The sequence below is a fragment of the Corallococcus sp. AB032C genome, from assembly GCF_003668935.1.
GTDB classification, from domain to species: Bacteria; Myxococcota; Myxococcia; order Myxococcales; family Myxococcaceae; genus Corallococcus; species Corallococcus exiguus.
Genome location: NZ_RAWP01000002.1, coordinates 170,608 through 197,157 on the forward strand (window position 1 = coordinate 170,608; position 26,550 = coordinate 197,157).

Consider the following 26,550-nt stretch of genomic DNA (forward strand, 5'->3'; position numbering starts at 1 on the left):
CGTGGACGTTTCCAAGCAGGAGGCCGAATTTGTTGAGAAAGTCGGTCGTGTACGCTCTTTGTAGTCCGCTGTTGATGGTTGTGATGATGAGCGCCTGTAAGCAGGAGGGCGCTGTGGAGCAGTTGCGATTGCAGTCAGAGTTGGAGCGTGCCGTTCTGGCTGATCAAATGGCGCTGGTGAATGAAGAAAGGAAGGGCGATCAAGGCTTTCAAACCTTTTTGAAGAGGCATGGTGAGGATGCGGCGCCTCTTTTTGAGAAGCTTGTCGCGGATGCTGCGAAGTCGGGGGATGGTGGTAACCCGTCTTTGATTGAGGCTGCCGTGGATGGATTGGTGCTCCTGAGGAAGGGATATTCTCGGGAGTTGCTCAAGGGGCTGGCCTCTAGTGACAAGGTTGGTTTTGAGCTTTCGAGGTCCGCCCTGGATGCACTGATCGAGGTTTCGCCGAGCAATGAGAGGGTAGGAATTCTCGTTGAACGCTTGCGGCAGAGACAGGACCCGAAGGATCAGTTCTCGACTGTTGATGATTTGATCAAGCTGGCATCCTCCGAGGCGGTTCCCTATCTGAAGGACATCCGGCCTGGGATATCAGACGCCAAAACCGCGAGGCATGTTGATAAGGCAATTGCTTTGTTGGGGGAGCCCGGTGTTTGCAGGGTGTATAGCGAGAAGTTCAGGGAGGTAACCGGTAGGTGGGGGTGCGTCTATAGGTGCGCAGGCGCGATTCGGTCCCGGGAGCGGGTTATGGAATCGGGTTGTCCCAGTACCATTCCAAATCAGGATGAGTGACTCGTAAGAGCCACCCCTCTAAACATCCTGCTTGACGTAGTCGACAGTGCCGGCAGCGAGGACGCGTGACGTCGCGACCTGCCGGCGCACCTCACTGCCTGGCGCGTAGCCATTCTGCCTCCTTGGCTTCGGTCCGCGAGGATGCTTGAGAAGCGTCATCGGGTCGACGTGCCCTGTCATTTCCACCAGCGTCCGGGCCAGTTGCGCCGATGTCTGGCTTTCGTAGGGCACCCAGACTTCCTCCGGGAGGGCGGCCTTCATTCCGCCGTAGTACTCGCGCAGTTCGGCCGCGATGTAGAAAGGGGAGATGGGTTTCTCCCGGCACACCGGATGCGCGGTCCGCACCGCCGCCTGCAGAAGAGCCAACACGCCGTAGGCTACCAGTGCGACGCAGAATCCAAGCAGGGCGCCCCGGAGTGAGCCAAGGCTTCGCACCTCGCTCTCAAGGACAGACTCCAGGCGGCCAAAAAGGCATTCAATCCGCCAGCGCGTACGGTACAGCCGGGCGAGGGTGGTGGCTGCCTTGCGGCCCGCTGGGACGTTCGTCAGCAGCCGGATGACGGTTTCGCCGTCCTCGGTCCGAGTGTCGAGCTCAATCTCGATTCGCCGCAACCGCAGCACGCCACTGGCTCCGTCTGGAATGGACACCGACTGCTCGAATACCGTGCCCGTCTCGATTCGCCCCACCTTGCGTCGCGGGCGCCCCTCGGTCGGCGAGGGATTGCGAGCATGCTCCCGCACCAGCAGGAAGGCGTCGCGCGCGGCGAAGGCCTGCAGAATCGAGCGCGTGCTGAAACCCCGGTCCGCCACCCAGAGGTGGCCTGGCTCGACTTGCGGCAGCAGATGCTTCAGCAGCGAGCGCTCATGGTCATGCGCGTCCTCCCAGGGCAGCACGTCGGCCACCAGGTCCAGGTCCGGGTCGTAAAGCACGAGGGACTGGGCCCGGCGTCGCGGCGCCCCGGAGGCCGCGCAACGCCGCGAGGCGCTTGTCCCTCGCCGGCAAATCGTTGCCGTCCACGATGCGGACAGCCATCCCTTCGCAAACCGCGTCCCCCGAGCCCATCGCGCAACGCACCGGAGCCAGCCGAGCGTACGCGCCACGCATCAGCGCCCTGAGGACCGCCGGCTCGGTCCGGTTCACCTTCTTGTAGAGCGCTTGCACCGAGACGGGCAGGCGATGCCGCTGCGCCGCCGCATGCAGCGAGGGGAGCATGCCCAGCACCACCAAGCTCATGCGGTCGACGACATCGGAGAACAGCAACTCGCGCTCATACTGTCGGCACCGGTGCTCATGAAACGCCGCATCGACCCACGCCGCGTCACAGACGCGCTCCAGTACCACCCGGGCCATGACGGTGAGTGGACTCTGGGTAAGGAAGTGCTCCACGATGGCTTCGAACATGACGGTTGAACCCCCAGCTCAACAGTGGCCAAGGGGCTATCGTCCGCACAGGGGCCAGGGTGTGCCGATTGAGCAGTCCCTTGCAGCGCACACCTGCTTGCCAGCCAGCATGCCTTCCTCCCCTCGCAACCAGCAGATGCCGAAGATGTTTAGAGGGGTGGCTCTCAGGGCCTTGATGTGTGCGGACTTGATTCAAAGCGGAAGCAGAGTCTCCCGTCAGACTGGGGTTGGTCCCAAGGACAATGATCCTGCGACCCTCTTGGTGACTTCGTCCTCGAAGATAGTGATCACTCAGCAGTCAGGTCCCTCGGTCGACACCTCAGTGGACATTGAGCCCTTGACCTTTAAATACATTCGCTCGGATGGATTCCCGCCCAGGGTGATCAACCCCTCGGTGCTGTGTCATGGTGATTCGCAGGTGTCGACATTCGAGGTCGCAGGTGTGGATGGTTTTGAATCGCAACTTGCTTGGAGATTTGATGACACCAGTCATCTTCCCCCTGCCAACAGACATGACTCTCGGTTTGTGAATGGAAGTCGCGGCGTTCGAGTCCAGGTCTCCGCGCCGACGAAGGGAAATCTCGTTGGGATGATTGTTGCGCTGCCAGAGCATGAGATTGTGTCGGACGCAGCTAGGCTGCGGATCGATGTTCCGGCAGTTGATATTGTGACAGCCAAGGTGAATCCCCGGGTGCTGGCAAGCGATGAGAATGCTCCAAGCACCTACGCAATTGATCCCGCCAAGATTCCGGCCGATGTGGCCATGGCATCCAAGATTTGGATGCAGGCTTGTATAAAAATCGAGATGGTCACCCAGGAGTCACAATCGCCAAGATCGGAGAGCAGTTCATTTCCGATAACTTCGAAGTCCAAGGAGAATCAACCCGGATTGGCCGATGTCTTGCCGGAAGAGTTGGACGTATTGTGGTATTGTAGGGGATTATGACCGGAGTCCTGTTCGTGATTATATTGAAGTTTATTATCGACGCAGGGCAATGAATATTCGGAATCAGCTTGGCATGACTACCCCGATGGGGGTGCTCCTCTTGGTTGGGGCAAACAGGAGCAGGGATGGCAGTGCGCAAGAACCTGAAGTGCCGGATGAAGTCCGTGGTCAGGTCTTGGCTCACGAGATTGGCCACCACTTTGGGTTGAGCGGCAACACTCCTCAGGCGCAGATTGATTCGATCGTGGTTGCTCCGAAATATGACAGGGGACATGCCCAAGTGCGGGAGTCTTTGATGTACGATGTGCGAGACAGAGCGGCCCCAGGTCCTTATGATGTGTCGCTGTTTGAGTTTAATTTCGTAGACCGTTGGAAGGGGGTGGGGTTTGTTTCGAAATATCAGTAGGATTGTTTTTGCTGCCCTGGCTCTTTTGGTTGTTTCATGCTTGGAGGGGCGCGTACGGCGTGAGTTTGAGGTGATGGTTGAGAAGGAAGGAATGCGAAGCCATGAGCCAGTCCTGAGCCCTGGGCAGCCTGATCCCGTTGAAGAATTCATTGGGAGGAACCCTGGTGAGGCTTATGACGTTTGTGTAGATGCGTTGAAGAAGAACCTGCGTCCCGCCAGGGATGAAGAGTATCGTGCGGCTGACATGGCGCTTCGCTGTGTTTCTGCGAGTGGCAACCAAAAGGCCTTGGCCTTCCTTGAGTGGGTGGCCTTTGAAGCGACGGCGGATTCTTTTATCGCAGGTCAGGCTGTGTATTTCATAGGGACGCTGGCTCCCGGGAAGATGGTCTGGGCGCTTGTGAGGCGATTGGAAATGGAGAGTTATCCTGGGGCACGGTCACGGTTGGTGCACGATCTCCTGTTGAGCCAGGATCCTGTCGCTGCTGAATCGCTGGACGATGCCGTAAAGAGAGAGACCGATGAGGCGGTTCGCAGGCAGATGATTCGAAGCGCCTATTTGCTACGTCATTCTGAGCAGTGTGTGCGTTATGGCGTGAAGAAAAAGGTGGACGGTGAAATGCCTGTTTGTGAATACATGTGTGTTGGTCGTAGTGTGTCGGAGAGGAGTACGTCTGGATCATGTCCTGAGTACATCCTGGCGCCGCCGGTGAGTGGAAAATGATATTGGATTGAAGGCCTGTTGTGGTTGTTGCTCAGGAGAGCGAAGGAATCGCGTAGATGTGAGTGGTATTGTTATGGGTTTGAGCTGCCCCCGGCGTTGGACGCGGTCACACGCGGTTTGATGTTGTATCCGCCTTGGCCCGCGCATCCGCATCCCTACAGCTGGGAGTTCTCCCGCGAGGACATGGGTGCGAACCACGAGCTGGATTGGTCGCCGTGGGGCTCCGCCCGCTTCGTGGACAAGTCCGGACGGATCTGGGAGCGCGAGTTGCTCCTCTTCTAGGGGCCTCGGAATGGGTCGCGTCGGCGCTGGGAGGTGGAAGGTGGATCCCCATCGGGGATGCTTCCGGAACAGCGGGGGACTTCAGCCTTGGCTTGTTCGAGTGACGGTCTTGGTTGCCGTCGCCTTGCCCGAGAGGACTCAGGATGAAGAGGCTCCGCTCCTCCGACACCCATGTCCTTCAATCGGGAGAAGACCTGTTCTTCGTGTGGTTCTCTCTGCAACCGGCGCGCTGTGGCTTGAACGAGCCCATCCTGGATGGAGGCGTCATCTACGCGATCGACGGGCAGGGCCGCATCCTGGACAGGAGGTAGCAGCCAGGACGCGGAAGTCGATGGGCCGCTCGCGCAGGTGAACTGACCTGCGCAGGACAGAGGTCCGTCGCGGCTTGAAGGCGGTTGGGGGGCAGGGGTGGAGTGACTCCCATGAACCCCAGCGTCCGGCACGGAAGCCCCGGTTCTCATGCCGGGGCTTTCTTCGTCCTCACGGTGATGATGGCTACTGCTTGTGGACACACCCAACGTCCCGAGCGGAAGACCTATGTCGTCTCCGAGGATGCGCGAGGCGTCGGAACGGCGGAAGGGCCTGGCACGGGCGGCTCTGGGGCGGAGGCCTACTGTGCGGAGGTCCAGAAGCAGTGCTTCCAGACGTGCTGGAGACGGAAGCCCCCTGTCACCAGCATCCCGAAGCATTCAGCGACGCACCATGAGTACTGCACGAAGACATGCCGTGAGGAGTTCATGAAGTGCGTCGAGGAGCAGGAGGCACTGGAACGTATGGATGTCAGGCGGGACTTGCGATTTCCCAACATGCCTGCAGCGCTGGAATGGCTGAGGGAGCACAAGTCCGAAGTGGCCTTGGGAGCCGTTGTCATTGTCGCAGGCGTCGCGTTCACGCTCGTGGTGGTACCCGCGGGTCTACTTGTATTGAGCCCTATCTGAGCGAAAGGGGGATGCCGTGAGTGAGGTCCCAGAAATCGATGTACGAGGCATCCTTGAGGTCCTTGATGCCGCGAGCCAACACCACACACGGGGAACTCGAGATTGGAACGCCTTCGAAGCGGCGGCGTTCTGCCTGCTTTATGTTCAGCATCTCGGGAAGCTGAAGGAGTTCGCGCACTACTATCGGGAACGTCTCGATCCCGATTTCAAGATCAAGGTTGAACGGGACTTCGCAACACGGGCCGAAGCAGAGTCTTGGCTCAAAAGCGGGGATGCTGAAGATGGCGTGCAGCTTCGCATCGACGGCAAAGGCTTCCTGGTGGTCCGACTCCCAGGGCGGCTCACCCTGATGAACAACCCACTGCCAGAAGAACTCGGCACTGACGACTCCGAGGACTGACCCACGTTGGACAGGAGGTAGCGACCAGGCTCCCGCCCTGGTGGTTGCTGCTGAAATGTTGTGCGCTGGGTCTGGATAATCGAAATTTAGACTTAATTCGCTGAATTTTAGCCTCCATCGGCTTGAAACTAGCCCGGACAGAACCCACAATGCATCGCGTCAGCTCTCTGGAGAGGTGCGGCGATGCAGAAGTGGATGGCGATGGTCCTGCTGGTGGCGGTGGCGGTGGCGGGACTGCTGGTGGCCCCGGCGGCGCAGGTGAAGCAGGGCGGCCCCATCAACCCGGCGGACACCGCGTGGCTGCTCACCGCCACGGCGCTGGTGCTGCTGATGACTCCCGGCCTGTCGTTCTTCTACGGCGGCATGGTGCGGCTGAAGAACGTGGTCTCCACCCTGATGCAGAGCTTCATCGCCATGGCCGTCATCAGCTTGCTGTGGGTCGTGGTGGGCTTCAGCCTTTGCTTCGGCGACAGCTTCCACGGTCTCATCGGTGATCCGCGCACCTTCTTCATGTTCAGCGGCGTGGGCGGCGAGACGCATCCGGACCTTGCGCCCACCGTGCCGCTGCTCCTCTTCGCGCTCTTCCAGCTCAAGTTCGCCATCATCACCCCGGCGCTCATCACCGGCGCGTTCGCGGAGCGCGTGCGCTTCAAGGCGTACCTGCTCTTCATGGTGCTCTTCAGCGTCTTCATCTACGCGCCGCTCGCCCACTGGACGTGGCACCCGGAGGGCTTCCTGCGCCAGTGGGGCGTGCTCGACTTCGCCGGTGGCACCGTGGTGCACATGTCCGCGGGCCTCGCCGCGCTCGCGGGCGCCATCGTGCTGGGCCGCCGCCAGGTGCACCTGACGCACGCCACGCATGCTCCCGCCAATGTGCCCTTCGTGATGCTCGGCACGGGCATGCTGTGGTTCGGCTGGTTCGGCTTCAACGCGGGCTCCGCGCTGTCCGCGTCGTCCCTGGCAACGCTCGCCTTCGCCACCACCAACACGGCCTCCGCCGCCGCGATGCTCGGGTGGATCGCCTTCGACTGGCTGCGTGGCCGCAAGCCCAGCGCCATGGGCGCCTGCGTGGGCGCGGTGGTGGGCCTGGTCGCCGTCACCCCCGCCGCGGGCTTCATCACCGTGGGGCAGAGCATCCTGGTGGGCCTGGTCGCCAGCCTCGTCAGCAACGCCGCCGTCCACTTCAAGAGCCGCACCGCGCTGGATGACACGCTCGACGTGTTCCCCTGCCACGGCCTGGGCGGCATCGTGGGCATGGTGCTCACCGGCGTGCTCGCCAAGGACGTGGGCCTCATCTACGGCACCACGCGCACCTTCCTCATGCACCTGCTGGCGCTGGTCGTCGTCTCCGTCTTCTCCTTCGTGGGTTCCTACATCCTGTACAAGATCGTCGACCGCATCGTCCCGCTGCGCGTCACCCGCGAGCAGGAGGAGGAGGGCCTCGACCTGAGCCAGCACGGAGAGACCGTGGGCGAGGTCCCCACCGCGGCGCTCGCCGTCCCTACGCCGCCTGCGCCCGCCGCGAGCGCGTCCACCGCCCCGGAGCACGCCGCTCCGTCGGAGCCCGTGCCCGCGTAGCGTTCTTCCCCACCGACGCCGGTGCACACGGGGCCCCTCGCTTCACGCGGGTGGGCCCCGTGATGCTTTGGGCCTCCAATCGTGCGGACCCCGCGAGGCCGTGAGCCTGTCGGGTGGCGTCCTCGCGGATCATTCGCGCGGGCAGCGCCCTGTCCGGGGCCTGACTGCGACCTGCCATGCACCGGACGTCCGTTCATGCATGGGCACCTACGGCGTTGAGACAAGGCCCGTCATCGAATGACGGGGCTGGCTTCGCCGTGGGGGAGCGCATGTCGAGGAAGTGCAATGAATTGAGAATCGTTGTCCTGGGAGTCGTGCTCGCGGTGTGGGGTTGCTCGAAGGAGCCCGCATCCGCGCAGGCCCCGCCGGTGCGGGAGGCCCCGGCGGGCGTGCGGGCCGGGCCGGGAGGCACCACGAGCCTGGGGGAACTGCCCGTCGTGCCGGGCCTGTCCGTCGCGAAGGTCTTCGCCCAGAAGCTGGGAAAGCCCACGTCCCTGGGAGAGACGACGGCGGTGCACGTGAAGCTGCCGCCCCCCGCCAATCGCGGGCTCGCGAGCAGCCTCGTGCGCGTGGTCGGTGATTCGTCAGGGCCCACCGTCCTCTTTCGCTCCGACACCCTGGCCCGGCTCGGGGTGATTCCGGCGAGCCCAGGCCCCGAGTTCTTCACCCTCTTCGCGCGGCTCCCGGAGCCGGAGGTGGAGCGCCGCGAAGAGAGCGAGCGGCGGCTGGCCTCGGGCGAGTTCGGGATGCCCACCCGGGAGACCGTCCTGTTCAACGGTCGCCACCCGGCTGCCCGTTACGAGGGGCTCCCCATGGACGCCAACGCCTTCGCACAGGGCGCGCTCGTACCCCAGACGAGTTGTCCCTGGGTACCCGCTTCCACCGAGGACTGGTGGGAGCGGACGCAGATGATCCGCGACCCGGCCGTGGTGCTCGACCCGGCGCGCACGTGGGACCCTTGCACCGGCGCGGGGACGAAGGGAGGCGTGTGGACCTTCGCGCACCTCATGCGGGAGATGGCCCAGGGCTCCGGCGTGAGCCCGGAGGACTTCGTGCTCGAATGGCTGTCGCTCTGGCTCAATGACTTCCAGGCCAACGGCGACACGGTGCCCGCGCGCCGCAAGATGTATGACGAAGTGATTGCCCCCTGGGCCGCCGCCAGCGGCGCGTCCTCATCCCTCGAGTTCAACGCCGGCACGGGCCTCTGGGAAGTGGTGCTGCGCCAGCCGCTGGACCTGGACATCGCGCCCTTCCGGCTGCTGGCCATCGTCAACCGCATCGACCTGGCGGGCGGCTCGGAATACTCCGGCCGGTCATCCAACCCGGGCGAGCTGCGGTTCATCTTCGGGCTGACGCGCCCCTCGCCCTGGGGAGGTGGAACGGAGGCGACGTGCAACCTCAAACCCTTCACCACCATCTTCGAATACGGCGTGCCGGGCGAGGGGTGCCGGGCCATCACCGGTTGGGCGCGGCAGTGGGTGGGGTTGGGGATGTACCCGACCTTCAACGAGGCCTACCGGTCGCGGCTGCAGCGGATGACGGAGAGCGTCGTCCGGCATGGGCGCGCGCCTGGGAAGGGCAACCGGAGCGCGCTCAACCAGCTGCGCACCAATGAAGTGGCCCTGGCGTTTCCGTGGGAGCTGAGGGAATTCCACCTGGCGGACGAGCACCCCGGCACCGGCAAGGACATCCCCTCCAACGGGCTGTTGCGCGTCCACACGATGGCGCTGACCCCCGACGACGCGACCCACGACTTCCGTACGGACCCCGACGTGGACTTCTTCGTGCGCACGCACGTCAAGAACGGCGTCGAGCAGCCGGTGACCGTCCCCACCCACTGCACCGCCCGCTTCGCGGTGCCTCACGGCATCAACGGCGTGCCCTTCCTGGGGGCCAACGCGCTGGTGGCGCCGCCCACCCACTGGGAGGCCCTCTCCGCGGTATCCACCCGCGCCACGGAGGTCTGCGCGCGGAAGGAGTTCTCCAGCAACACGTGCAATGGCTGTCACTTCAAGGACACGGGCACCAACGACTTCTCCGGCACGGACAACCTGGCCTTCACGCACGTCAGTCCCACGTCGGGCATCCCGGCCCGGCAGTCCAAGTTCCTGACGGGTGGGGGCGACGGCTTCATGTTCGTCGTGCCGGATGCCCAGTTCGGAGCGCAGGTGACGTCGTGGCCGTTCGCGGACCTGCTGCGCCGCCACCAGCGGCTCCAGGAGCTGGCCCATTGCTCCACCTGCGGATGGTTCATCGACCTGGACGCGGGCTACCTGAACCGGATGGAGGCGATCGCCGGGAGCGTGCCCCTGGACCTGGCGCCCGGCTCACCCGCGTCGACGCTCACGGTGGGCCCCATCCGCGACGTCGACGTGGTGAAGCGGCTGCTGGAGCTGCGCCCTGGCTTCAGGATGCGGCCGCGGGAGCTGCCGCTCGACTTCCTCGAGCCTCCCGCGGCCCGCGTCCACTGACGGGCTCCGTGATGCGTTGGGCCTCCAAGCGTGTGGACCCCGCGAGGCCGTGAGCCTGTCGGGAAGGGAATGGGCGCGGCCCCCGCTGATCACTCGCGCGGGCAGCACCCTGTCCGGGCCTGACTTCGATCCGTCACGGGGTGGACGTCCGTGCACGCACTTTCGCTCCGGCGGCGTTGAGTCAATGCCAGCCATTCAAGGCAAGCGCTGGCTTTGCCGGGGGGAGTGCATGTTTCGGAAGTGCGAGGAATTGAGAATCGTCGTGGTGGGGGCCGTGCTGGCGGTCAGCGGCTGTGCGAAGGATCCGGCGCAGGAGCCTTCGCGGCAGGACGCCGCGGAGGAGTCGCGGGGGAGCAGCACGAGCCTGGGGGAACTACCGCTCGTGCCGGGTCTGTCCGTCGCCAGGACCTTCGCCCAGAGGCTGGAGCAGCCCACGCCCCTGGGGGAGACGACGGCCGTGCACGTGAAGCTGCCGCCCCCGGCCAACCGGCTCCTCTCGGACAGCCTGGTGCGCGTGGTGGGAGACCCGGCGCGGCCCACGGTCCTGTTCCACTCCGACACGCTGGCGCGGCTGGGCGCGATTCCCTCGAGCCCCGGTCCGGACTTCTTCACGCTCTTCGCGCGGCTCCCGGACTCGGAGCTGGAGCGGCGCCAGGAGAACGAGCGCCGCCTGGCCTCGGGCGAGCTTGGGCCGACCACCCGGGAGTCCATCCTGTTCAACGGTCGCCACCCGGTCGCCCGCTACGAGGGGCTCCCCGTGGACGCGCAGGCCTTCAGGTGGGGCGCGCAGACGCCGGTCACGAACTGTCCGCTGGTGCCGACCTCCACCCAGCCGCAGTGGGAGCGGACGCAGATGATCCGCGACCCGGCCGTGGTGCTCGACCCGGCGCGCACGTGGGACCCTTGCACCGGCGCGGGGACGAAGGGAGGCGTGTGGACCTTCGCGCACCTCATGCGGGAGATGGCCCAGGGGTCCGGCGCGCGGCCGGAGGCCTTCGTGCTGAACTGGCTGTCGCTCTGGCTCAATGACTTCCAATCCAACGGCGACACGGTGCCCGCGCGCCGCAAGATGTATGACGAAGTGATTGCCCCCTGGGCCGCCGCCAGCGGCGCGACCTCGGCCCTCCAGCAGAACGCCTCCACGGGCCGCTGGGAGGTGGTGCTGAGCAAGCCGCTGGACCTGGACATCGCGCCCTTCCGGCTGCTGGCCATCGTCAACCGCATCGACCTGGCCGGCACCCGGGACTCCGACGACAAGCCGACCGACCCGGGCGAACTGCGCTTCATCTTCGGGCTGACGCGCCCCTCTCCCTGGGGCGGTGGAACGGAGGCGACCTGCAACCTCAAGCCCTTCACCGTCATCTTCGAATACGGCGTGCCCGGCGAGGGGTGCGCGCCGGTCGTCGCCTGGGCACGGCAGTGGGCGCTGCTGGGGACGTTCACGTCCTTCAACGTGGCCTACAAGGCGCAGCTCACCCAGATGACCCAGAGCGTCGTCCTGCGGGGACGGGCTCCGGGGAAGGGCAACGCGAACGCGCTCAACCAGATTCGCACCAACGAGGTCGCCCTGGCGTTTCCGTGGGAGATGCGGGAGTTCCGGCTGGCGGACGAGCACCCCGTCACCGGCAAGGACAAACCCTCCAACGGGCCCCTGCGCGTCCACACGATGGCACTGACTCCCGATGACGCGACCCATGATTCCCAGACGGATCCGGACATCGACACCTTCGTCCGCACGCAGGTCAAGAACGGCGTCGAGCAGCCGGTGACTGTCCCCACCCGGTGCACCGCGCACTTCACGGTGCCTCGCACCCTCAATGGCAGACCGTTCCTGGGCGCCAACTCGCTGGTGGCGCCGCCCACCCACTGGGAGGGCTTCAGCGTGGTGCCCTCGGACGCCACGGAGGTCTGCGCGCGGAAGGAGTTCTCCGTCAACACGTGCAATGGCTGTCACTTCAAGGACACGGGCACGAACGACTTCTCCGGCACGGACAATCTGGCCTTCGTGCACGTCAGCCCCACGTCGGGCATCCCGGCGCGGCTGTCCAAGTTCCTGACGGGCGGGGGCTCGGGCTTCATGTTCACCGTGCCGGATGCCCAGTTCGGGGCCGCCGTGGCGTCGTGGCCGTTCGCGGACCTGCTGCGCCGGCATCAGCGGCTGCAGGAGCTGGCCAGCTGCACCACGTGCGGATGGTTCATCGACCTGGACCTGGGCTTCCTGTCCCGGATGCAGGCGCTCGCCGGGAGCGTGCCCCTGGACGTGCCCCCCGGGGCGCCAGCGCCAGCGCTCACGGTGGGCCCCATCCGTGACATCGGCGTGGTGAAGCAGCTGCTGGAGCTGCGTCCCGGCTTCAGGACGCAGCCGCGGGAGTTGCCGCTCGACTTCCTCCAGCCACCCGCGGCCCGCGTCCACTGACGGAACGCGGCGCCTAGAACGCGCAGTCCTGGCCGCGCGTGGGCAGCACGGAGGCGGTGCCGGACAGCCAGGTGTCCAGCGCGCGCGCCGCCTCACGTCCGTCCGCGAGCGCCCAGACGATGAGGCTCGCGCCCCGGCTGGCGTCGCCCGCGCAATACACGCCCGGCGCGGAGGTGGAGAACTTCGCGTCCACCTGCACCGTGCCGCGCGGGGACAGCGTCACGCCCAGCTCCTCCGCCAGCCGGTCCGTGTTCGGGCCGGTGAAGCCCATGGCGAGCACGAGCAGGTCCACCTCGAACACCTCCTCGGAGCCCGGCACCTCCACCAGCTTCAGTGCGCCGTTCGGCTCGCGCTGCATCTCCACGCGCACCGCGTGCAGGCGCTTCAGCTGGCCGTCCTCGCCCTCCAGCCGCTTCGTCATCATCGCGAAGGCGCGCTCGCCGCCCTCCTCCTGGCTGGATGAGGTGCGGAACACCAGCGGCCAGCGCGGCCACGGGTTCTCCTTCGCGCGCAACTGCGGCGGCGCGGGGAGCAGCTCCACCTGCATCACGCTCGCCGCGCCCTGGCGCAGCGCCGTGCCCAGGCAGTCCGAGCCCGTGTCGCCGCCGCCCAGGATGATGACCCGCTTGCCCTGGGCCTCCAGCCGCGCGTCCTGCGGCGCTCCCGCCGTGACCACGCGGTTCTGGTGCTCCAGGTAGTCCATGGCCTGCAGCACGCCGGACAGCTCGCGGCCCGGCACGTCCAGCTCGCGGGCCTTGCGCGCGCCCAGGGCCAGCACCACGCCGTCGTACTGCTCGCGCAGCGCGCGCCAGCCCGGCGTGACGGCCACGTCCTCGCCCGTGCGGAAGACGATGCCCTCCGCCTCCATCAACGCGAGCCGGCGGTCCAGCACCGCCTTCTCCAGCTTGAAGTCCGGGATGCCGTAGCGCAGCAGGCCTCCGGCGCGGCTGTCCTTCTCGTACACCGTCACGCTGTGCCCGGCCGCGTTCAGTTGCGCCGCCGCCGCCAGGCCCGCGGGCCCGGAGCCCACCACCGCCACGCGCTTGCCCGTGCGCCGCGCCGGGGGCCGGGCCTTCACCCAGCCTTCCGCGAAGGCGCGCTCGGAGATCTCCTTCTCCATCTGCTCGATGGTGACCGCGTCCCGGTCGATGGCCAGCACGCACGCGGCCTCGCACGGCGCGGGGCACAGCCGTCCGGTGAACTCCGGGAAGGTGTTGGTGCGGCTGAGCACCTGGTACGCCTCCTTCCACTGGCCCCGGTACACCGCGTCGTTGAAGTCAGGGATGAGGTTCCCCAGGGGACACCCCTGGTGGCAGAAGGGGATGCCACAGTCCATGCAGCGCCCCGCCTGCCGCTTCGCCTCGTCCGCCGCCAGCGGCAGGTGCAGCTCGCGCCAATCCTCCAGGCGCTCCACCTTGTCCCGCTTGGGTGCGTGGACGCGCTGCCACTCCATGAAACCCGTGGGCTTGCCCATGGCTCAGGCCCCCCCGCCAACGACGTGGAGCTGCTGCACGCCCGCGGCCGGTGGCGGCCTGCGCGCCGCCCTTCGCGCCTGGAGCACGCGCTTGTAGTCGGACGGCATCACCTTCATGAACTGCGGCACCATCAGCTCCCAGTTGTCGAGCACCCGCCGCGCGAGCGCGCTGCCGGTGTGGTGCAGGTGGCGCTCAATCATCCCGTGCACGAGCCAGATTTCGGACTCGTCCACCAGCGACTCCAGCTCCACCATCTCCAGGTTGCAGCGCTCGCGGAAGGTGCGCTCGCGGTCCAGCACGTACGCGGTGCCGCCGCTCATGCCGGCCGCGAAGTTGCGGCCCGTCTGGCCCAGCACCACCACCACGCCGCCCGTCATGTACTCGCAGCCGTGGTCGCCCACGCCCTCCACCACCGCCTGCGCGCCGCTGTTGCGCACCGCGAAGCGCTCACCCGCGAGCCCTCGCAGGTACACCTCGCCGGCCGTGGCGCCGTAGAGGACCGTGTTGCCGACGAGCACGTTCTCCTCGGGCGTGAAGCGGCTGCCCTCCGGCGGGTAGACGATGATGCGTCCGCCGGACAGCCCCTTGCCCAGGTAGTCGTTGGTGTCGCCCTCCAGCTCCAGCGTCACTCCCGACGCGAGGAACGCGCCGAAGCTCTGGCCCGCGGAGCCCTTCAGCTTCACCCGCAGCTTCCCGTCCGGCAGCCCCTGCGCGCCGTGACGGCGGGCAATCTCGCCGGACAGCATGGCGCCCACCGCGCGGTGCGTGTTCGCCACCGGCAGCGTCAGCATCAACGGCGGCCCGCCCGCGAGCACGGACTGAGCCTTCGTCAGCAGCTCGTGGTCCAGGTGGTCCGCCACGTCCTTGCGGTGCGGCGTCTGGCAGTGGCGCGGCTCGGTGGCCGGCGCGGACGGCGCGGTGAGCAGCGCGGACAAGTCCACCTTGCGCGCCTTCCAGTGGTCCACCGCCGCGCGCTGGCGCAGCAGGTCCACCCGGCCCACCAGCTCCTCCAGCTTGCGCACGCCCAGCTTCGCCATGTGCAGGCGCAGGTCCTCCGCCAGCAGCAGGAAGAAGCTCACGACGTTCTCCGGCGTGCCCTGGTAGCGCTCGCGCAGCGCCGGGTCCTGCGTGGCGATGCCCGCCGAGCAGGTGTTGAGGTGGCACTTGCGCAGCATGATGCAGCCCACGGACACGAGGCTCGCGGTGGCCAGGCCGAACTCCTCCGCGCCCAGCAGCGCCGCCACCAGCACGTCGCGCGCGGTGCGCAGGCCGCCGTCCACCTGCACGCGGATGCGCGAGCGCAGGCCGTTGTGCACCAGCACCTGCTGCGTCTCCGCCAGCCCCAGCTCCCACGGCAGGCCCGCGTGCTGGAGGCTGGAGAGGGGAGAGGCGCCCGTGCCGCCCTCGTAGCCCGCCACCACTACGCAGCCCGCGCCCGCCTTGGCCACGCCCGCGGCGATGGTGCCCACGCCCACCTCGCTCACCAGCTTCACGCTCACGCGCGCCTTCGCGTTCACGGACTGGAGGTCGTAGATGAGCTGCGCCAGGTCCTCGATGGAGTAGATGTCGTGGTGCGGCGGCGGCGAAATCAGCGTCACGCCCGGCGTGCTCCAGCGCACGCGCGCAATCCGCTCGTCCACCTTGTGGCCCGGAAGCTGGCCGCCCTCGCCGGGCTTGGCGCCCTGGGCCATCTTGATTTGGAGCTCGTCCGCGTTGACCAGGTACTCGGCGGTGACGCCGAAGCGCGCGCTGGCCACCTGCTTGATGGCGCTGCGGCGCGAGTCGCCGTTGGGGTCCTGGGTGTAGCGGCGAGACTCCTCGCCGCCCTCGCCGCTGTTGGACTTGCCGCCCAGCCGGTTCATCGCGATGGCCAGCGTCTCGTGCGCCTCCGCGCTGATGGAGCCGAAGGACATGGCGCCGGTGACGAACCGCCGCGCCAGCTCCAGCGCGGGCTCCACCTCCTCCAGCGGCACCGGCGTACAGCCGTCCGTCACCACGTCCAGCAGGCCGCGCAGGTTGCTGTGCTCGCGCGTCTCGTCGTCCGCCAGCTTCGAGTACTCCTGGAACTGCGTCGCGTCGTTCGCGCGCACCGCCGCCTGGAGCTTCGCCACGGTGGCGGGGTTCCACTTGTGGCGCTCACCCTGCCGGCGCCAGCGGAACTGCCCGCCCACTGGCAGCAGGTCCTCCTCGCCGTCCGCGCCGGCGCCGAAGCCGCGCGCGTGCCGCTCCGCCACCTCGCGGCCCAGCTCCGGCAGGCCCACGCCCTCCACGCGCGACGACGTGCCGGTGAAGTGCTTCTCGATGAGGCTTCGCTGCAGGCCCACTGCCTCGAAGAGCTGCGAGCCGCGGTAGGACTGGAGCGTGGAGATGCCCATCTTGGACATCACCTTGAGCAGGCCCTCCTCCAGGCCGTGGAGGTACTGCGCCTGCGCCTTGTCCGCGTCCGCCTTGAGCTCCCCCGCGTCCGCCAGCGCGCGCAGCGTGTCCAGCGCCAGGTACGGGTTCACCGCGGACACGCCGTAGGCGAACAGGCACGCGAAGTGGTGCACCTCGCGCGCCTCCGCCGTCTCCAGCACGATGCCCGTGTACATGCGCGTGCCGTCGCGCACCAGGCGCTGGTGCACCGCGGACACGGCCAGCAGCGCGGGGATGGCCGCGTGCGCCGAGTCCACGCCCCGGTCGCTCAACACGAGGATGCTCGCGCCCGCGTCCACCGCGTCCACCGCCGCCGAGCACAGCCGCTCCACCGCGACCTCCAGCGCTGTCGCCGCGCCGCCCGCGTGCGGATACAGGAGGCTCAGTGGACGCGGCTCGAAGAGGCCGGTGTCTCCGCGCAGGTTCGCCAGTCGCGCCAGCTGCCCGTTGGTGAGGATGGGGCCGGGCAGCGACAGCCGGTGGCACTGCTCCGGCGTCTCCTCGAAGGTGTTGCCCTCCGGGCCCAGCGCGGTGGCCAGCGTCATCACCAGCGCCTCGCGCAGCGGGTCGATGGGCGGGTTGGTCACCTGCGCGAAGAGCTGGTGGAAGTAGTTGAAGAGGGTGGGGGCCTGGTCGCTCAGCACCGCCAGCGGTGTGTCCGTGCCCATGGAGCCCGTGGGCTCCTTGCCCGTCTCCGCCATGGGGACCAGCGTGGTGCGCACGTCTTCATCCGTGTAGCCGAACGCGCGCTGCGTCCGCCACAGCGTCTCGCCCTTCAGACGCGCGGGGGCGGGGACGGCGGGCAGGTCCTCGAAGGTGAAGACGTTGCGCTGGAGCCAGCGGCGGTAGGGCCAGCGCGAGGTGATTTCATGCTTCACCTCTTCGTCCTCCAGGATGCGCCCCTCCGTGGTGTCCACCAGCAGCATGCGGCCCGGCGTCAGCCGGCCCTTGCGGCGCACCTGCGACGGGGGCACGTCGATGACGCCCGTCTCCGACGCCAGGATGATGCGGTCGTCCTCCGTCACCAGGTAGCGCGCGGGGCGCAGGCCGTTGCGGTCCAACGTCGCGCCAATGAGCTGTCCATCCGTGAACGCGATGGCCGCGGGGCCGTCCCACGGCTCCAGCAGGGACGCGGAGTACTCGTAGAAGGCGCGGCGCTCGTCGCCCATCTCCTTGTGACCCTCCCACGCCTCCGGGATCATCATCATCATCGCGTGGGGCAGGGTGCGGCCGCCCAGGTAGAGCAGCTCCACCATGTTGTCGAACTGCGCGGAGTCGCTCTTGCCCGGGACGATGATGGGCCACAGCGGCTCCAGGCTCCCGCCCAGCTTCGCCGTCTGGAGCAGCCCGCGCCGCGCCGTCATCCAGTTGCGGTTGCCACGCAGGGTATTGATTTCACCGTTGTGCGCGATGAAGCGGAACGGCTGCGCCAGCTCCCACGTGGGGAAGGTGTTGGTGGAGAAGCGCGAGTGCACCAGCGCCAGCGCGCTGACGAACTCCGGGTGCCGCAGGTCCGCGTAGAAGCGCGGCAGCTGCCGGGGCAATAGCAGCCCCTTGTAGATGAGTGTCTCCGACGAACAGCTGGCCACGTGGAAGCGCCCCTGCGGATCCACGCCGCGCGCCTGCACGCGGTTCTCCACCAGCTTGCGGATGCGGTAGAGCTTGCGCTCGAAGGCGCTGGGCACCACGCGGCGCCGGGCGATGAACAGCTGCCGGATGAACGGCGCGGCCTCTCGCGCGAGCGGCCCCAGCTCCTCCGGCGCCACCGGCACGTCGCGCCAGCCGAGCAGCCGCTGCCCCTCCTCCTCCACCACGTCCTCGAACAGCGCCTCGCACGCGCGGCGCGCCTCCGGCTCTGGCGGCAGGAACACCTGCGCCACGCCGTACTGGCGGCGCGGCGGCAACTCGAAACCCAGCCGCGGCGCTTCATGGTTGAAGAAGCGATGCGGCAACTGCACCAGGATGCCGGCGCCGTCGCCCGTCTCCGGGTCGCGCCCTGCCGCGGCGCGGTGGCTCAACCGGTTGAGCAGCTCCAGCGCGTCCTCCACGATGCCCCGCGAGCGCTGTCCCCGGATGTGGGCCACGAATCCCACGCCGCAGGCGTCGTGCTCGGTCTCCGGCTCATACAGCCCGTAGCGCGGAGGGAGGGTGAACGGCATCGTCGGAACCCCTTTCCCGCATGACGCGGGAAGCCAAGCTGTGGAGCCTCCAGGCTAACGCGTCGTGTCGCAGCCCGTAAAGACAGGGTGACTCAGGGGGTCGAGTCACCGCGTGGAGTGGTGCCGGGGAGACAGGCACCCCGTGGGCACTCACGCTCCGTGCGACCCGCGCCGCATGCAGGGCTGGGCGGACGACATTCGCCTGCGATGAACGGCCAACATTCAGCGCAATTGGTTCTTTCCCCCCTGCCGCGCCGCTTCCCATCCTCCGGCCACCTTGGAACTGATGCAGCGGCTGAAGACGGAGACGCGCCCCCACCATGAGCGCACGGAGGGCGTGGTGCGTCTGATGGACGCGCACCTGACGCCCGCGGGCTACCAGCGCCAGCTGGAGGCCTTCTACGGTCTCTACCTGCCCCTGGAGGCGCTGCTCGCCGGGCCCCTGGCGGTCCTGGAGCCGGCGCTGGACCTGGGTGCGCGTTGGAAGACGCCGCTGTTGGAAGCGGACCTGCGCGCCATGGGGCACGACACGGCCTCGCTCGCGCGGTTGCCGCGCGCCTCCTCGCTGCCGGCGCTGCCGGGGTTGGCGGAGGCGCTGGGCTGCGCGTACGTGCTGGAGGGCTCCACGCTGGGGGGCCAGCTCATCCTGCGCCACCTGACGCGCCACTTCGGGGCGGACGCGCGCGTGGGGAACTTCGCCTTCTTCCGGGCCTATGGCGACCAGGTGGGCCCCATGTGGCGCGCGTTCGGTGAAGCCCTCACCCGGGCGTCCGAACGGGCGGCCTCCGAGGCCTTCGACGCGGCCGTCGTGCATGGCGCCCGCGATACCTTCGACACCTTCGCCGCCTGGTTGATGCGAGAGCACGATGTCTCTGTCCGTCTCTGATGCCGACCTCAGCGTCTGTGACCGCGAGCCCATCCACCTGCTGGGCGGCATCCAGCCCCGGGGTGTGCTCGTCGCCTTCCACCAGGACACGAAGGACGTCGCGGTCGTGAGCGCGAACGCCCACGCGCTGCTCGGCGCCGGGCCGGACGCGCTCCTGGGCAAGCCCCTCGCCAACGTGCTGCCGCACGGGCTGCTCGCGCGCGTGGAGGCGGGGCCGGGGCCTGTCACCGTGGAGGTGTCGGGACAGCGCTGCTCCGCGCTCCTGCACGACAGCGACGGCCTGCGCGTGCTGGAGCTGGAGCCGCTGGCGGACGAGGACGTGGGCGCGGAGGAGACGGCGCTGGGCGCGGTGCAGCGGCTGGTGTCGCCGCTGGCGCGCGCGAAGGGCACGGTCGCGCTGCTTCAAGAAGCCGCGGACGCGGTGAGGGAGCTCATCGGCTACGACCGGGTGATGGTCTACCGCTTCCACGCGGACTTCCACGGCGAGGTCGTGGCGGAGAGCGTGCGCGAGGGCGTGGACTCCTTCATGGGCCTGCACTACCCCGCGAGCGACATCCCCGCGCAGGCGCGCGCCCTCTACACGCGCAACCCCATGCGCCTCATCGCGGACGTGGACGCGAAGGCCGTGCCCCTGGTGCCGCCGGTGCTGCCCGGCACCCAGCGCCCGTTGGACCTGTCCGGCTCCGCGCTCCGCAGCGTGTCGGAAATCCACCTGGAGTACCTGCGCAACATGGGCGTGGGCGCGTCCTTCAGCGTGTCGCTCCTGAAGGACGGACAGCTCTGGGGGCTCATGGCCTGCCATCACCTGGCGCCCCGCACGGTGTCCGCCGCTCGGAGGCAGGCGTGCGAGGTGCTGGCGCGGCTGCTGTCGCTCCAGCTCTCCGCGGAGGAGCGGAGCCTGGAGTCCGCTGCCCAGGCGCGCCGTGCGTCGCTGCTCAACGCGCTCGTCCTTCCGAACCTGGGCGAGCGCAGCCCCGCGAAGGCGCTGGAGGCGCAGGCCTCGCTGCTGATGGAGCTCACGGGCTCCCACGGCGTGGCGCTGGTGCTGGGCGCGAGCGCGGGTCCGGAGGCGTCGCCCCTGCTGCTCGGCACCACGCCGTCCGCGGAGGAGGTGCGCGCCCTGGTGGCGTGGCTTTCGGAGCGTGAGCTGCCGGATGAAGCCTTCTACGTGGACCGGCTGGGGGACGTGTACCCGCCGCTGGCCTCGCGCGCGGACGTGGCCGCGGGCCTGCTGGCGGTGCGCCTGGACCCCTCCGTGCCGCACTTCGCGCTGTGGTTCCGCCCGGAGGTGGCGCGCACCGTGTCGTGGGCCGGCAATCCGAACAAGCCCGTGCGTCCGGAGCCGGGCCATGCGCGGCTGCGGCCCCGCACGTCCTTCGACGTGTGGCGTGAGGAGATGAAGGGCGCCTGCACCCCGTGGTCCGCGCAGGACCTGGAGGCGGCGCGCGCGCTCAAGGGCGCGCTGGTGGGCGTGGTGCTGCGGCATGCGGAGGAGCTGGCCCGGCTGTCGCGGGAGCTGGCCCGCTCCAACGCGGAGTTGGACGCGTTCGGCGGCACCGTGGCGCACGACCTCAAGGAGCCCCTGCGCGGCATCCTCCAGTACAGCTCCTTCCTCCAGGAGGACTTCGGCCCCACGCTGGGCGCGGACGGACTCGGGCAGCTGGAGTCCCTGGCGTGGCTGGCGAAGCGCACGCACGAACTGCTCGACAACCTCTTCGAGTACAGCCGCCTGGGCCGGCTGGAGCTGTCGTGGGAGGAGACGGATCAGCAGGCCCTGGTGGAGGACGTGCTGAGGACGCTGGGCGCGCGGCTGGAGGAGGGCAGGGTGGAGGTCCGCTTGCCCCGCCGCCTGCCCACGGTGGCGTGTGACGCCGTCCGCATCCGTCAGGTGTGGGCCAACCTCATCAGCAACGCGGCCAAGTACCAGACAGCCGAGCCGCGCTGGGTGGAGGTGGGCTTCCTGGGGCCAGGAGAAACGCGCCCGGAGGCGGCGCGGCATGTCACCGTGCCCTACCTTTTCTACGTGAAGGACCCCGGCATCGGCATCGCGCCGCAATTCCATGAAGCCATCTTCGAGCTGTTCCGCCGCCTGCACCCCGCGCAGGCCTACGGCGGCGGCACGGGGGCGGGGCTGGCCATCGCGCGCCGGCTGGTGTCGCTGCACGGCGGCATGCTCTGGGTGGACTCCGCGCTGGGAAGGGGCTCGACGTTCTTCTTCACACTGGGCGAGGCACCGCGATCATGAAGCCGCTCCTGCTGGTGGAGGACAGTGATCCGGACGCGGAGGCGCTGATGCGCATCGCGAAGCGTCTGCCGCTGCCCGTGCCGGTGGTGCGCGTGCGCGACGGCGAGAACGCCCTGGACTACCTCTACCGGCGCGGTGTCCACGCGGACGCGGAGCGCCCGGTGCTCATCCTGCTGGACCTGCACATGCCGGGCATCGGCGGGCGCGAGGTGCTGGCCACGCTGAAGGCGGACCCCGACCTGCGCTCCATCCCCGTCATCATCTTCTCCTCGTCCGTGGCCGCGGAGGATGTGGACGGCGCCTACGCGGACGGTGCCAACAGCTACCTGTTCAAGCCCGAAGTCGGTCCCCAGTTGCAGGCCACCGCCGAAGCACTCCATGCCTTCTGGTTCAAGGCCGCGCGTCTGCCCGAGCCCCAGGAGCCGGAAGCATGAGCCTGCGCGTGCTGCTGGTGGACGACGGCATGGCGGACCGCCTCGCGGTCAGCCGCGCGCTGGCGCGTGACCCGGACATGCAATGGGAGGTGGTGCCGGTGTCCTCCGCGGAGGACGCGCTGGCGTACCTGTCCGGCAACGCGGTGGACGCGATGCTGCTCGACTACCACCTGCCTGGCATGAACGGCGTCAGCATGCTCCAGAAGCTCGCGGAGCTGGCGCTGCCCAGGGTGCCCGCCGTGGTGGTGCTCACCGGCAGCGGCAACGAGCGCGTCGCGGTGGACGCCATGAAGGCCGGCGCCCAGGACTACCTCGTGAAGGAGGCCTTCAGCCCGGAGCGCCTGCGCCGCAGCCTGCGCGCCGCGGTGGACACGATGCGCATGACGCGCGAGCTGGAGGATCGCCGCCTGCGGGCCGAGCGCGCCGAGGCCGCCGCCCGCGAGGCACTGGCCGTGCGCGACGAGCTCTTCTCGCTGGCGACGCACGACCTCAAGGGCCCGCTCCAAATCATGACGCTCAACGCCCAGGTGCTGCGCCGGCAGATCCCCGCCGCCGCGATGACGCCCGCCCTGGAGACACGCCTGGGCCACATCGTGCGCGCGGCGCACCGCATGGGCGAGCTCATCGACCACTTCCTGGAGGTGACGCGCGGCCAGGAGCGCCCGCTCAAGCGCGAGCCCATGGACCTGCTGGTCATGGTGCGCGGCAAGGTGCGCGAGCTGGAGGCCAACGCGTCACGCCACTTCGTCCTGGAGGTGCCGGACGGGCGCGACTTCACCGGCGAGTGGGACGCGCACGCCCTGGAGCGCGTGCTGGAGAACCTGATGGGCAACGCGGTGAAGTACAGCGCAGCGGGCTCCACCGTCACCGTTCACCTGACGGTGGAGGAGGGGGAGACGCAGCAGTTCGTGCTGCTCGCCGTGACGGACCAGGGCATCGGCATTCCGGCGGCGGACCTGCCCTTCGTCTTCGAGCGCTTCCACCGCGGCCGCAACGTGTCCCAGGACGTGTCCGGCAGCGGCGTGGGCCTGGCCAGCGCGCGCCGCATGGTGGAGTTGCACGGCGGCACGCTCGCCGTGCGCAGCGTGGAGGGGCAGGGCTCCACCTTCACCGTGCGCCTGCCCCGGGGCATCACGGTCAGCGCGGGGCCCGCGCGGTCCACGTCCGAGCACACCGCGCAGTAGCGCGGCGCTTCAGGAGACGGCGGGCACGCCGCCGCGCAGCATGAAGAACACCACCACGCCCGTCACCGACACGTAGAGCCAGATGGGCGCCAGCCACCGCGTCACCTTGCGGTGCCGGGCGAACTGCTGCCGCCAGGAGAAGTAGAAGGCCACCAGCGCCATGGGCAGCACCGGCATGGACAGGATGACGTGGCTGGCCAGCAGCGTCAGGTACAGCCCGCGGAAGTCGCCCACGTAACGCGTGTCGCCGTGCACGAAGTGGTAGGCGAGGTAGCCCACCAGGAACAGCGCGGACGCGGCGAACGCGCTCACCATCAGATTCTGGTGCACCTTCCGCGCGCCGCGCTTGATGGCCACCCAGCCGCCCAGCAGCAGCGCCGCCGCCGTCGCGTTGAGCCCCGCGTTCACCGCCGGCATGAAGCGCAGGTCCACGCCCATGCCCGCGCCTCCGCGCCGGATGAGCAGCAGCCACGCCAGCAGCGCCAGCGCGCCAGCGGACACCACGCCGATCGCGATGAAGAAGGAGCGGTCGTGGGTGGACGAGGACGACGGGGTGAGCCCGGAAGCAGCGTTGGACATGTCCCCCTTGTGGCCCGCGTCCGGACGGCTTGCAACAGGGGCTCCAAGCGGAATCCCGCTAATACCTACATGTCGGTTGAATGGAATCGGTAAGGTCAACTAGATCTCAAACCGGAAAATCCTTCATACTTGGGGCCACTGCGTCACCCCCGACCCCCCCTCTCGGAGGTTCCCCGTGTTCAGCGTGCGTTGCCTTGCCCCCCTGGCGAGCGCCGCCCTCCTGCTCGCCCTGCCCGCAGCCGCTGAAGAAGCGGTGTGCGCGCCCGTGGCGAAAGTCCCCTTGGAGCGGCATCTCCGTCAGCTTTCTCTCGATTTGCTGGGACGTCCTCCGACCATGGAGGAGTACAAAACCTTCCAGGCCAAGGGCTCCGTCACGGCGGAAGACGTCCGCGCGATGATGAAGGATGAGTCCTTCTACGCGCGGATGCGCAACTACCACCGCGCACTGCTGCGCTCGAACATCAACTCGAGCGTGCAGGGCAACGGCGACTACCGCGTGTCCGGCACGCCGCTGAGCTTCGCGGGCAACAACTCCAACACCCTGCGCGGCGGCCAGAGCCAGCGCTGTGATGGGGAGATTGCGCAGGACAGCTGCAAGGCGAACCCGCAGGACCCCCACCAGAGCAACTCCACGGCCCCCGCCTGTCGGGACGAGCAGGGCATCCCGCTGCCGGTCAGCTACGACTACGACACGAACTTCTACCAGTGCCGCCAACTGGACGTGGCCTCCACGTCGCCCGAGCTGAAGTTCGCGGACTGCAACGCGCTGAAGGCCGACGCGACGTACGGCAAGTACGTGAACTTCTGCGACAACCGCTACCTGGCCTCCGCGAGCAAGTCCGTGGGCTACCTCTGCCTGCCGGACCCGAACAAGAACACCACCAACATCCTGGTGCCGTTTCCGGCCACGGGCGTCATCACCGCCTGGGAGCATCCCACCACCCCGACGACCAGCATGAGGCTGGAACGCTGCGGGTTCGACATCTCCACGAACCAGAAGGGCGTCTGGAAGGCGCAAACAGGGTGCGTGCAGCGCGACGGCTACGTCACCACCACGGTGCAGCCCTACTGGTCCACTACCACGGAGACCGTGAAGGTGTGTGCCGTGGAGGCGCAGGACCGCGCGACGAACCCCTACACGGGTGCGTCCTGTGAAACGTCGCGCTTCAACAGCGACCGCAGCTGCGGCTGCGGCGACAAGATGCGCCGCTGCGAAATCACCGACGTGCACACCGCGCGCGTCGCCGCCTTCAACGAGGAGCCGCTCTACATCACGGACGCCGTGGTGCGGAACGACGAGCCCTACTTCAACATCCTCACCACCCGCCGCTCCTTCGTGAACGGCCCGCTGTCGGAGTTCTACCGGCAGCGACAGGGCGCGGGCGTCTTCAGCATCAAGTCCCCCGCGGATGTGGCCACGCTGCCCGCCGTGACGTACGCGAACGCCACCCAGTGGAGCGAGTACGTCCGCGAGAACACCCACTCCGGCGTGCTCACCACGCCCGCGTTCCTCTACCGCTTCCCCACGCAGCGCGCCCGCGTGAACGAGTTCTACGAGGCGTTCCTCTGCAAGCACTTCGCCCCGGCCGCGGACGCGAACCTGCCGTCCCCGGACGACATCTGCAACCGGAGTAACAACCTGGCCACGCGCTGCGGCTGCAACTACTGCCACGCCACCATCGAGCCCACGGGCGCGCACTGGGGCCGCTACGCGGAGCGCTCCGCGCTGTTCCTGTCCCCGGAGCAGTTCCCCAAGCTGGACGTGAAGTGCCGCGACTGCGCCATCAACGGTGACACCAACTGCGGCGGCGAGTGCAGCCAGTACGTGATGCAGGCCTTCGACGGCGACGGCGCCAACTCGCTGGGCCTCCTGAAGACCTACCTCTACCGCAGCGCGGACGAGGAGAAGAACATCGAGGGCGGTCCGCAGACGCTGGTGAAGCGGATGATGGAGACGGGCGACCTGGAGCGCTGCACCGTCAAGCGCGTCTGGAACGAGTTCCTGGGCCGCGCCATGACGGTCGAGGAGCAGCGCATGTACCTCCAGACGCTGTCGCAGGACTTCGCCAAGAACAACCACAGCCTCAAGGGCCTCATCGAGCAGGTGGTGATGTCCGACGCGTACCGGAGGATCGACTGATGCGCCGCCTTCTGCTGACCGCGCTGCTCGCGCTCGCCACGGGCTGCACCCAGGGCTCCGTGGACGTCCCCGCCAAGCCCGTCCCGCTGGATGCCCAGCTGGATCCGGTGCCCAACCCGCACGGGAACACGGATCAAATCGACCCGCTGCCGGACCCGGAGGCCCAGGGTGGCAGCGTGGGCCGCGCGCCCCGCCGCCTCACCGTCGCGCAGCTCAAGGAGTCCATCCGCATCGCCGTGGGCATGGAGTGGGATGAGCTGGAGGCACGCGCCCAGTCGCTGGGCCGCGCCGACTACGCGCTCATCACCTCCGAGAACACGGAGCCCAACCTCGTCTTCGCCCGCTTCCTGGACGACGGCGCGCGCAAGGTCTGCATCGCCCAGGCGCAGAAGGACATCGCTCAGGCGGACCTGAGCCTGCGCACCCTGGGCCGCACGCTGCCCACGCCCATGAGCGACCTGACGAAGCTCACGGACGCGCAGGTGAACGAAACGCTCGTGTACCTCTCCACCCGGTTCTGGGGCGCGCCCCTCGCCGGTGACGAGCTCACGCGCTACGCGACGTTCTTCCGCAAGGCCTCCGCTCGGGCCGAAACCCTCAAGAAGCGCGACCAGGCGCTGGCGGTGGTCTGCATCGCCATGCTGACGGACTCGCGCTTCATCACCTACTGACCTTGACGGTGCCT

The 26,550-nt window shown here is 68.0% G+C and carries 19 protein-coding genes and 1 pseudogene; 16 read left to right on the plus strand and 4 right to left on the minus strand.

Annotated features, from left to right (window positions below):
* Nucleotides 1–32: 32 nt before the first annotated feature.
* Nucleotides 33–788 carry a hypothetical protein gene (locus D7X99_RS42175; protein WP_147475990.1) on the plus strand — a complete coding sequence of 252 codons (756 nt, stop codon included), beginning with the start codon at nt 33–35 and terminating at the stop codon, nt 786–788.
* Nucleotides 789–806: 18 nt separating this feature from the next.
* On the opposite strand, the pseudogene D7X99_RS01610 reads toward D7X99_RS42175, so the two are convergent.
* Nucleotides 807–2,139: pseudogene (locus D7X99_RS01610) on the minus strand (IS4 family transposase).
* A gap of 430 nt (nt 2,140–2,569) precedes the next feature.
* Here D7X99_RS01610 and D7X99_RS42180 point away from each other — a divergent pair.
* From D7X99_RS42180 to D7X99_RS01635, 9 genes are all read left to right on the plus strand, one after another.
* A complete protein-coding gene (locus D7X99_RS42180) occupies nt 2,570–3,136 on the plus strand; it encodes a hypothetical protein (RefSeq protein WP_147475991.1) in 567 nt (188 codons plus the stop codon).
* A gap of 73 nt (nt 3,137–3,209) precedes the next feature.
* A complete protein-coding gene (locus D7X99_RS42185) occupies nt 3,210–3,542 on the plus strand; it encodes a hypothetical protein (protein WP_147475992.1) in 333 nt (110 codons plus the stop codon).
* Nucleotides 3,543–3,615: 73 nt separating this feature from the next.
* Complete coding sequence (locus D7X99_RS42190) at nt 3,616–4,263, plus strand: hypothetical protein (RefSeq protein ID WP_147451946.1); 648 nt, start codon at nt 3,616–3,618, stop codon at nt 4,261–4,263.
* A gap of 425 nt (nt 4,264–4,688) precedes the next feature.
* On the plus strand, nt 4,689–4,856 hold the full coding sequence (locus D7X99_RS42615; RefSeq protein WP_158624253.1) for a hypothetical protein: 168 nt from the start codon (nt 4,689–4,691) through the stop codon (nt 4,854–4,856).
* Between the two features lie 111 nt (nt 4,857–4,967).
* Nucleotides 4,968–5,483 (plus strand): hypothetical protein, encoded by a 516-nt coding sequence (locus D7X99_RS01615; protein WP_120574392.1) that lies wholly within the window; start codon nt 4,968–4,970, stop codon nt 5,481–5,483.
* 16 nt (nt 5,484–5,499) lie between these two features.
* On the plus strand, nt 5,500–5,883 hold the full coding sequence (locus D7X99_RS01620; protein ID WP_120574393.1) for a hypothetical protein: 384 nt from the start codon (nt 5,500–5,502) through the stop codon (nt 5,881–5,883).
* A gap of 183 nt (nt 5,884–6,066) precedes the next feature.
* Nucleotides 6,067–7,461, plus strand: coding sequence for an ammonium transporter (locus D7X99_RS01625; protein WP_120574394.1), 1,395 nt, complete (start codon nt 6,067–6,069; stop codon nt 7,459–7,461).
* Nucleotides 7,462–7,751: 290 nt separating this feature from the next.
* Entirely contained in the window at nt 7,752–9,932 is a 2,181-nt protein-coding gene (locus D7X99_RS01630) for a hypothetical protein (protein WP_233613035.1), read from the plus strand.
* Nucleotides 9,933–10,161: 229 nt separating this feature from the next.
* A complete protein-coding gene (locus D7X99_RS01635) occupies nt 10,162–12,348 on the plus strand; it encodes a hypothetical protein (RefSeq protein WP_233613036.1) in 2,187 nt (728 codons plus the stop codon).
* Nucleotides 12,349–12,361: 13 nt separating this feature from the next.
* Here the strand turns inward: D7X99_RS01635 and D7X99_RS01640 are convergent, their stop codons facing one another.
* Together D7X99_RS01640 and gltB are read right to left on the minus strand one after the other, a co-directional pair.
* The gene (locus tag D7X99_RS01640; RefSeq protein WP_121776140.1) at nt 12,362–13,822 is read right to left on the minus strand and encodes a glutamate synthase subunit beta; all 1,461 of its coding nucleotides are present in this window, start codon (nt 13,820–13,822) and stop codon (nt 12,362–12,364) included.
* A 3-nt stretch (nt 13,823–13,825) separates the two neighbouring features.
* Nucleotides 13,826–18,397 carry a glutamate synthase large subunit gene (gene gltB, locus D7X99_RS01645; RefSeq protein WP_121776141.1) on the minus strand — a complete coding sequence of 1,524 codons (4,572 nt, stop codon included), beginning with the start codon at nt 18,395–18,397 and terminating at the stop codon, nt 13,826–13,828.
* A 286-nt stretch (nt 18,398–18,683) separates the two neighbouring features.
* On the opposite strand from gltB, the gene D7X99_RS01650 reads away from it, so the two are divergent.
* From D7X99_RS01650 to D7X99_RS01665, 4 genes are read left to right on the plus strand one after another with little or no spacing between them, the layout of a single operon-like run.
* Nucleotides 18,684–19,283 (plus strand): biliverdin-producing heme oxygenase, encoded by a 600-nt coding sequence (locus tag D7X99_RS01650; RefSeq protein ID WP_121776142.1) that lies wholly within the window; start codon nt 18,684–18,686, stop codon nt 19,281–19,283.
* The gene (locus tag D7X99_RS01655; RefSeq protein WP_121776143.1) at nt 19,264–21,528 is read left to right on the plus strand and encodes an ATP-binding protein; all 2,265 of its coding nucleotides are present in this window, start codon (nt 19,264–19,266) and stop codon (nt 21,526–21,528) included. The genes D7X99_RS01650 and D7X99_RS01655 overlap by 20 nt, the downstream gene beginning before the upstream one ends.
* The gene (locus D7X99_RS01660) at nt 21,525–21,962 is read left to right on the plus strand and encodes a response regulator (protein WP_169819688.1); all 438 of its coding nucleotides are present in this window, start codon (nt 21,525–21,527) and stop codon (nt 21,960–21,962) included. Before D7X99_RS01655 ends, D7X99_RS01660 begins: the two co-directional genes overlap by 4 nt.
* Nucleotides 21,959–23,146: a hybrid sensor histidine kinase/response regulator gene (locus D7X99_RS01665; protein ID WP_121776144.1), complete on the plus strand. Its 1,188-nt coding sequence runs from the start codon at nt 21,959–21,961 to the stop codon at nt 23,144–23,146. The genes D7X99_RS01660 and D7X99_RS01665 overlap by 4 nt, the downstream gene beginning before the upstream one ends.
* A 9-nt stretch (nt 23,147–23,155) precedes the next feature.
* On the opposite strand, the gene D7X99_RS01670 is transcribed toward D7X99_RS01665, so the two are convergent.
* Nucleotides 23,156–23,725, minus strand: a complete 570-nt coding sequence (locus D7X99_RS01670) for a DUF420 domain-containing protein (RefSeq protein ID WP_121776145.1) — start codon at nt 23,723–23,725, stop codon at nt 23,156–23,158.
* A gap of 334 nt (nt 23,726–24,059) precedes the next feature.
* Here D7X99_RS01670 and D7X99_RS01675 point away from each other — a divergent pair, with 334 nt between their 5' ends.
* Nucleotides 24,060–25,865 (plus strand): DUF1585 domain-containing protein, encoded by a 1,806-nt coding sequence (locus tag D7X99_RS01675; protein WP_233613037.1) that lies wholly within the window; start codon nt 24,060–24,062, stop codon nt 25,863–25,865.
* Entirely contained in the window at nt 25,865–26,536 is a 672-nt protein-coding gene (locus tag D7X99_RS01680; RefSeq protein WP_121776147.1) for a hypothetical protein, read from the plus strand. Before D7X99_RS01675 ends, D7X99_RS01680 begins: the two co-directional genes overlap by 1 nt.
* Nucleotides 26,537–26,550: the final 14 nt, after the last annotated feature.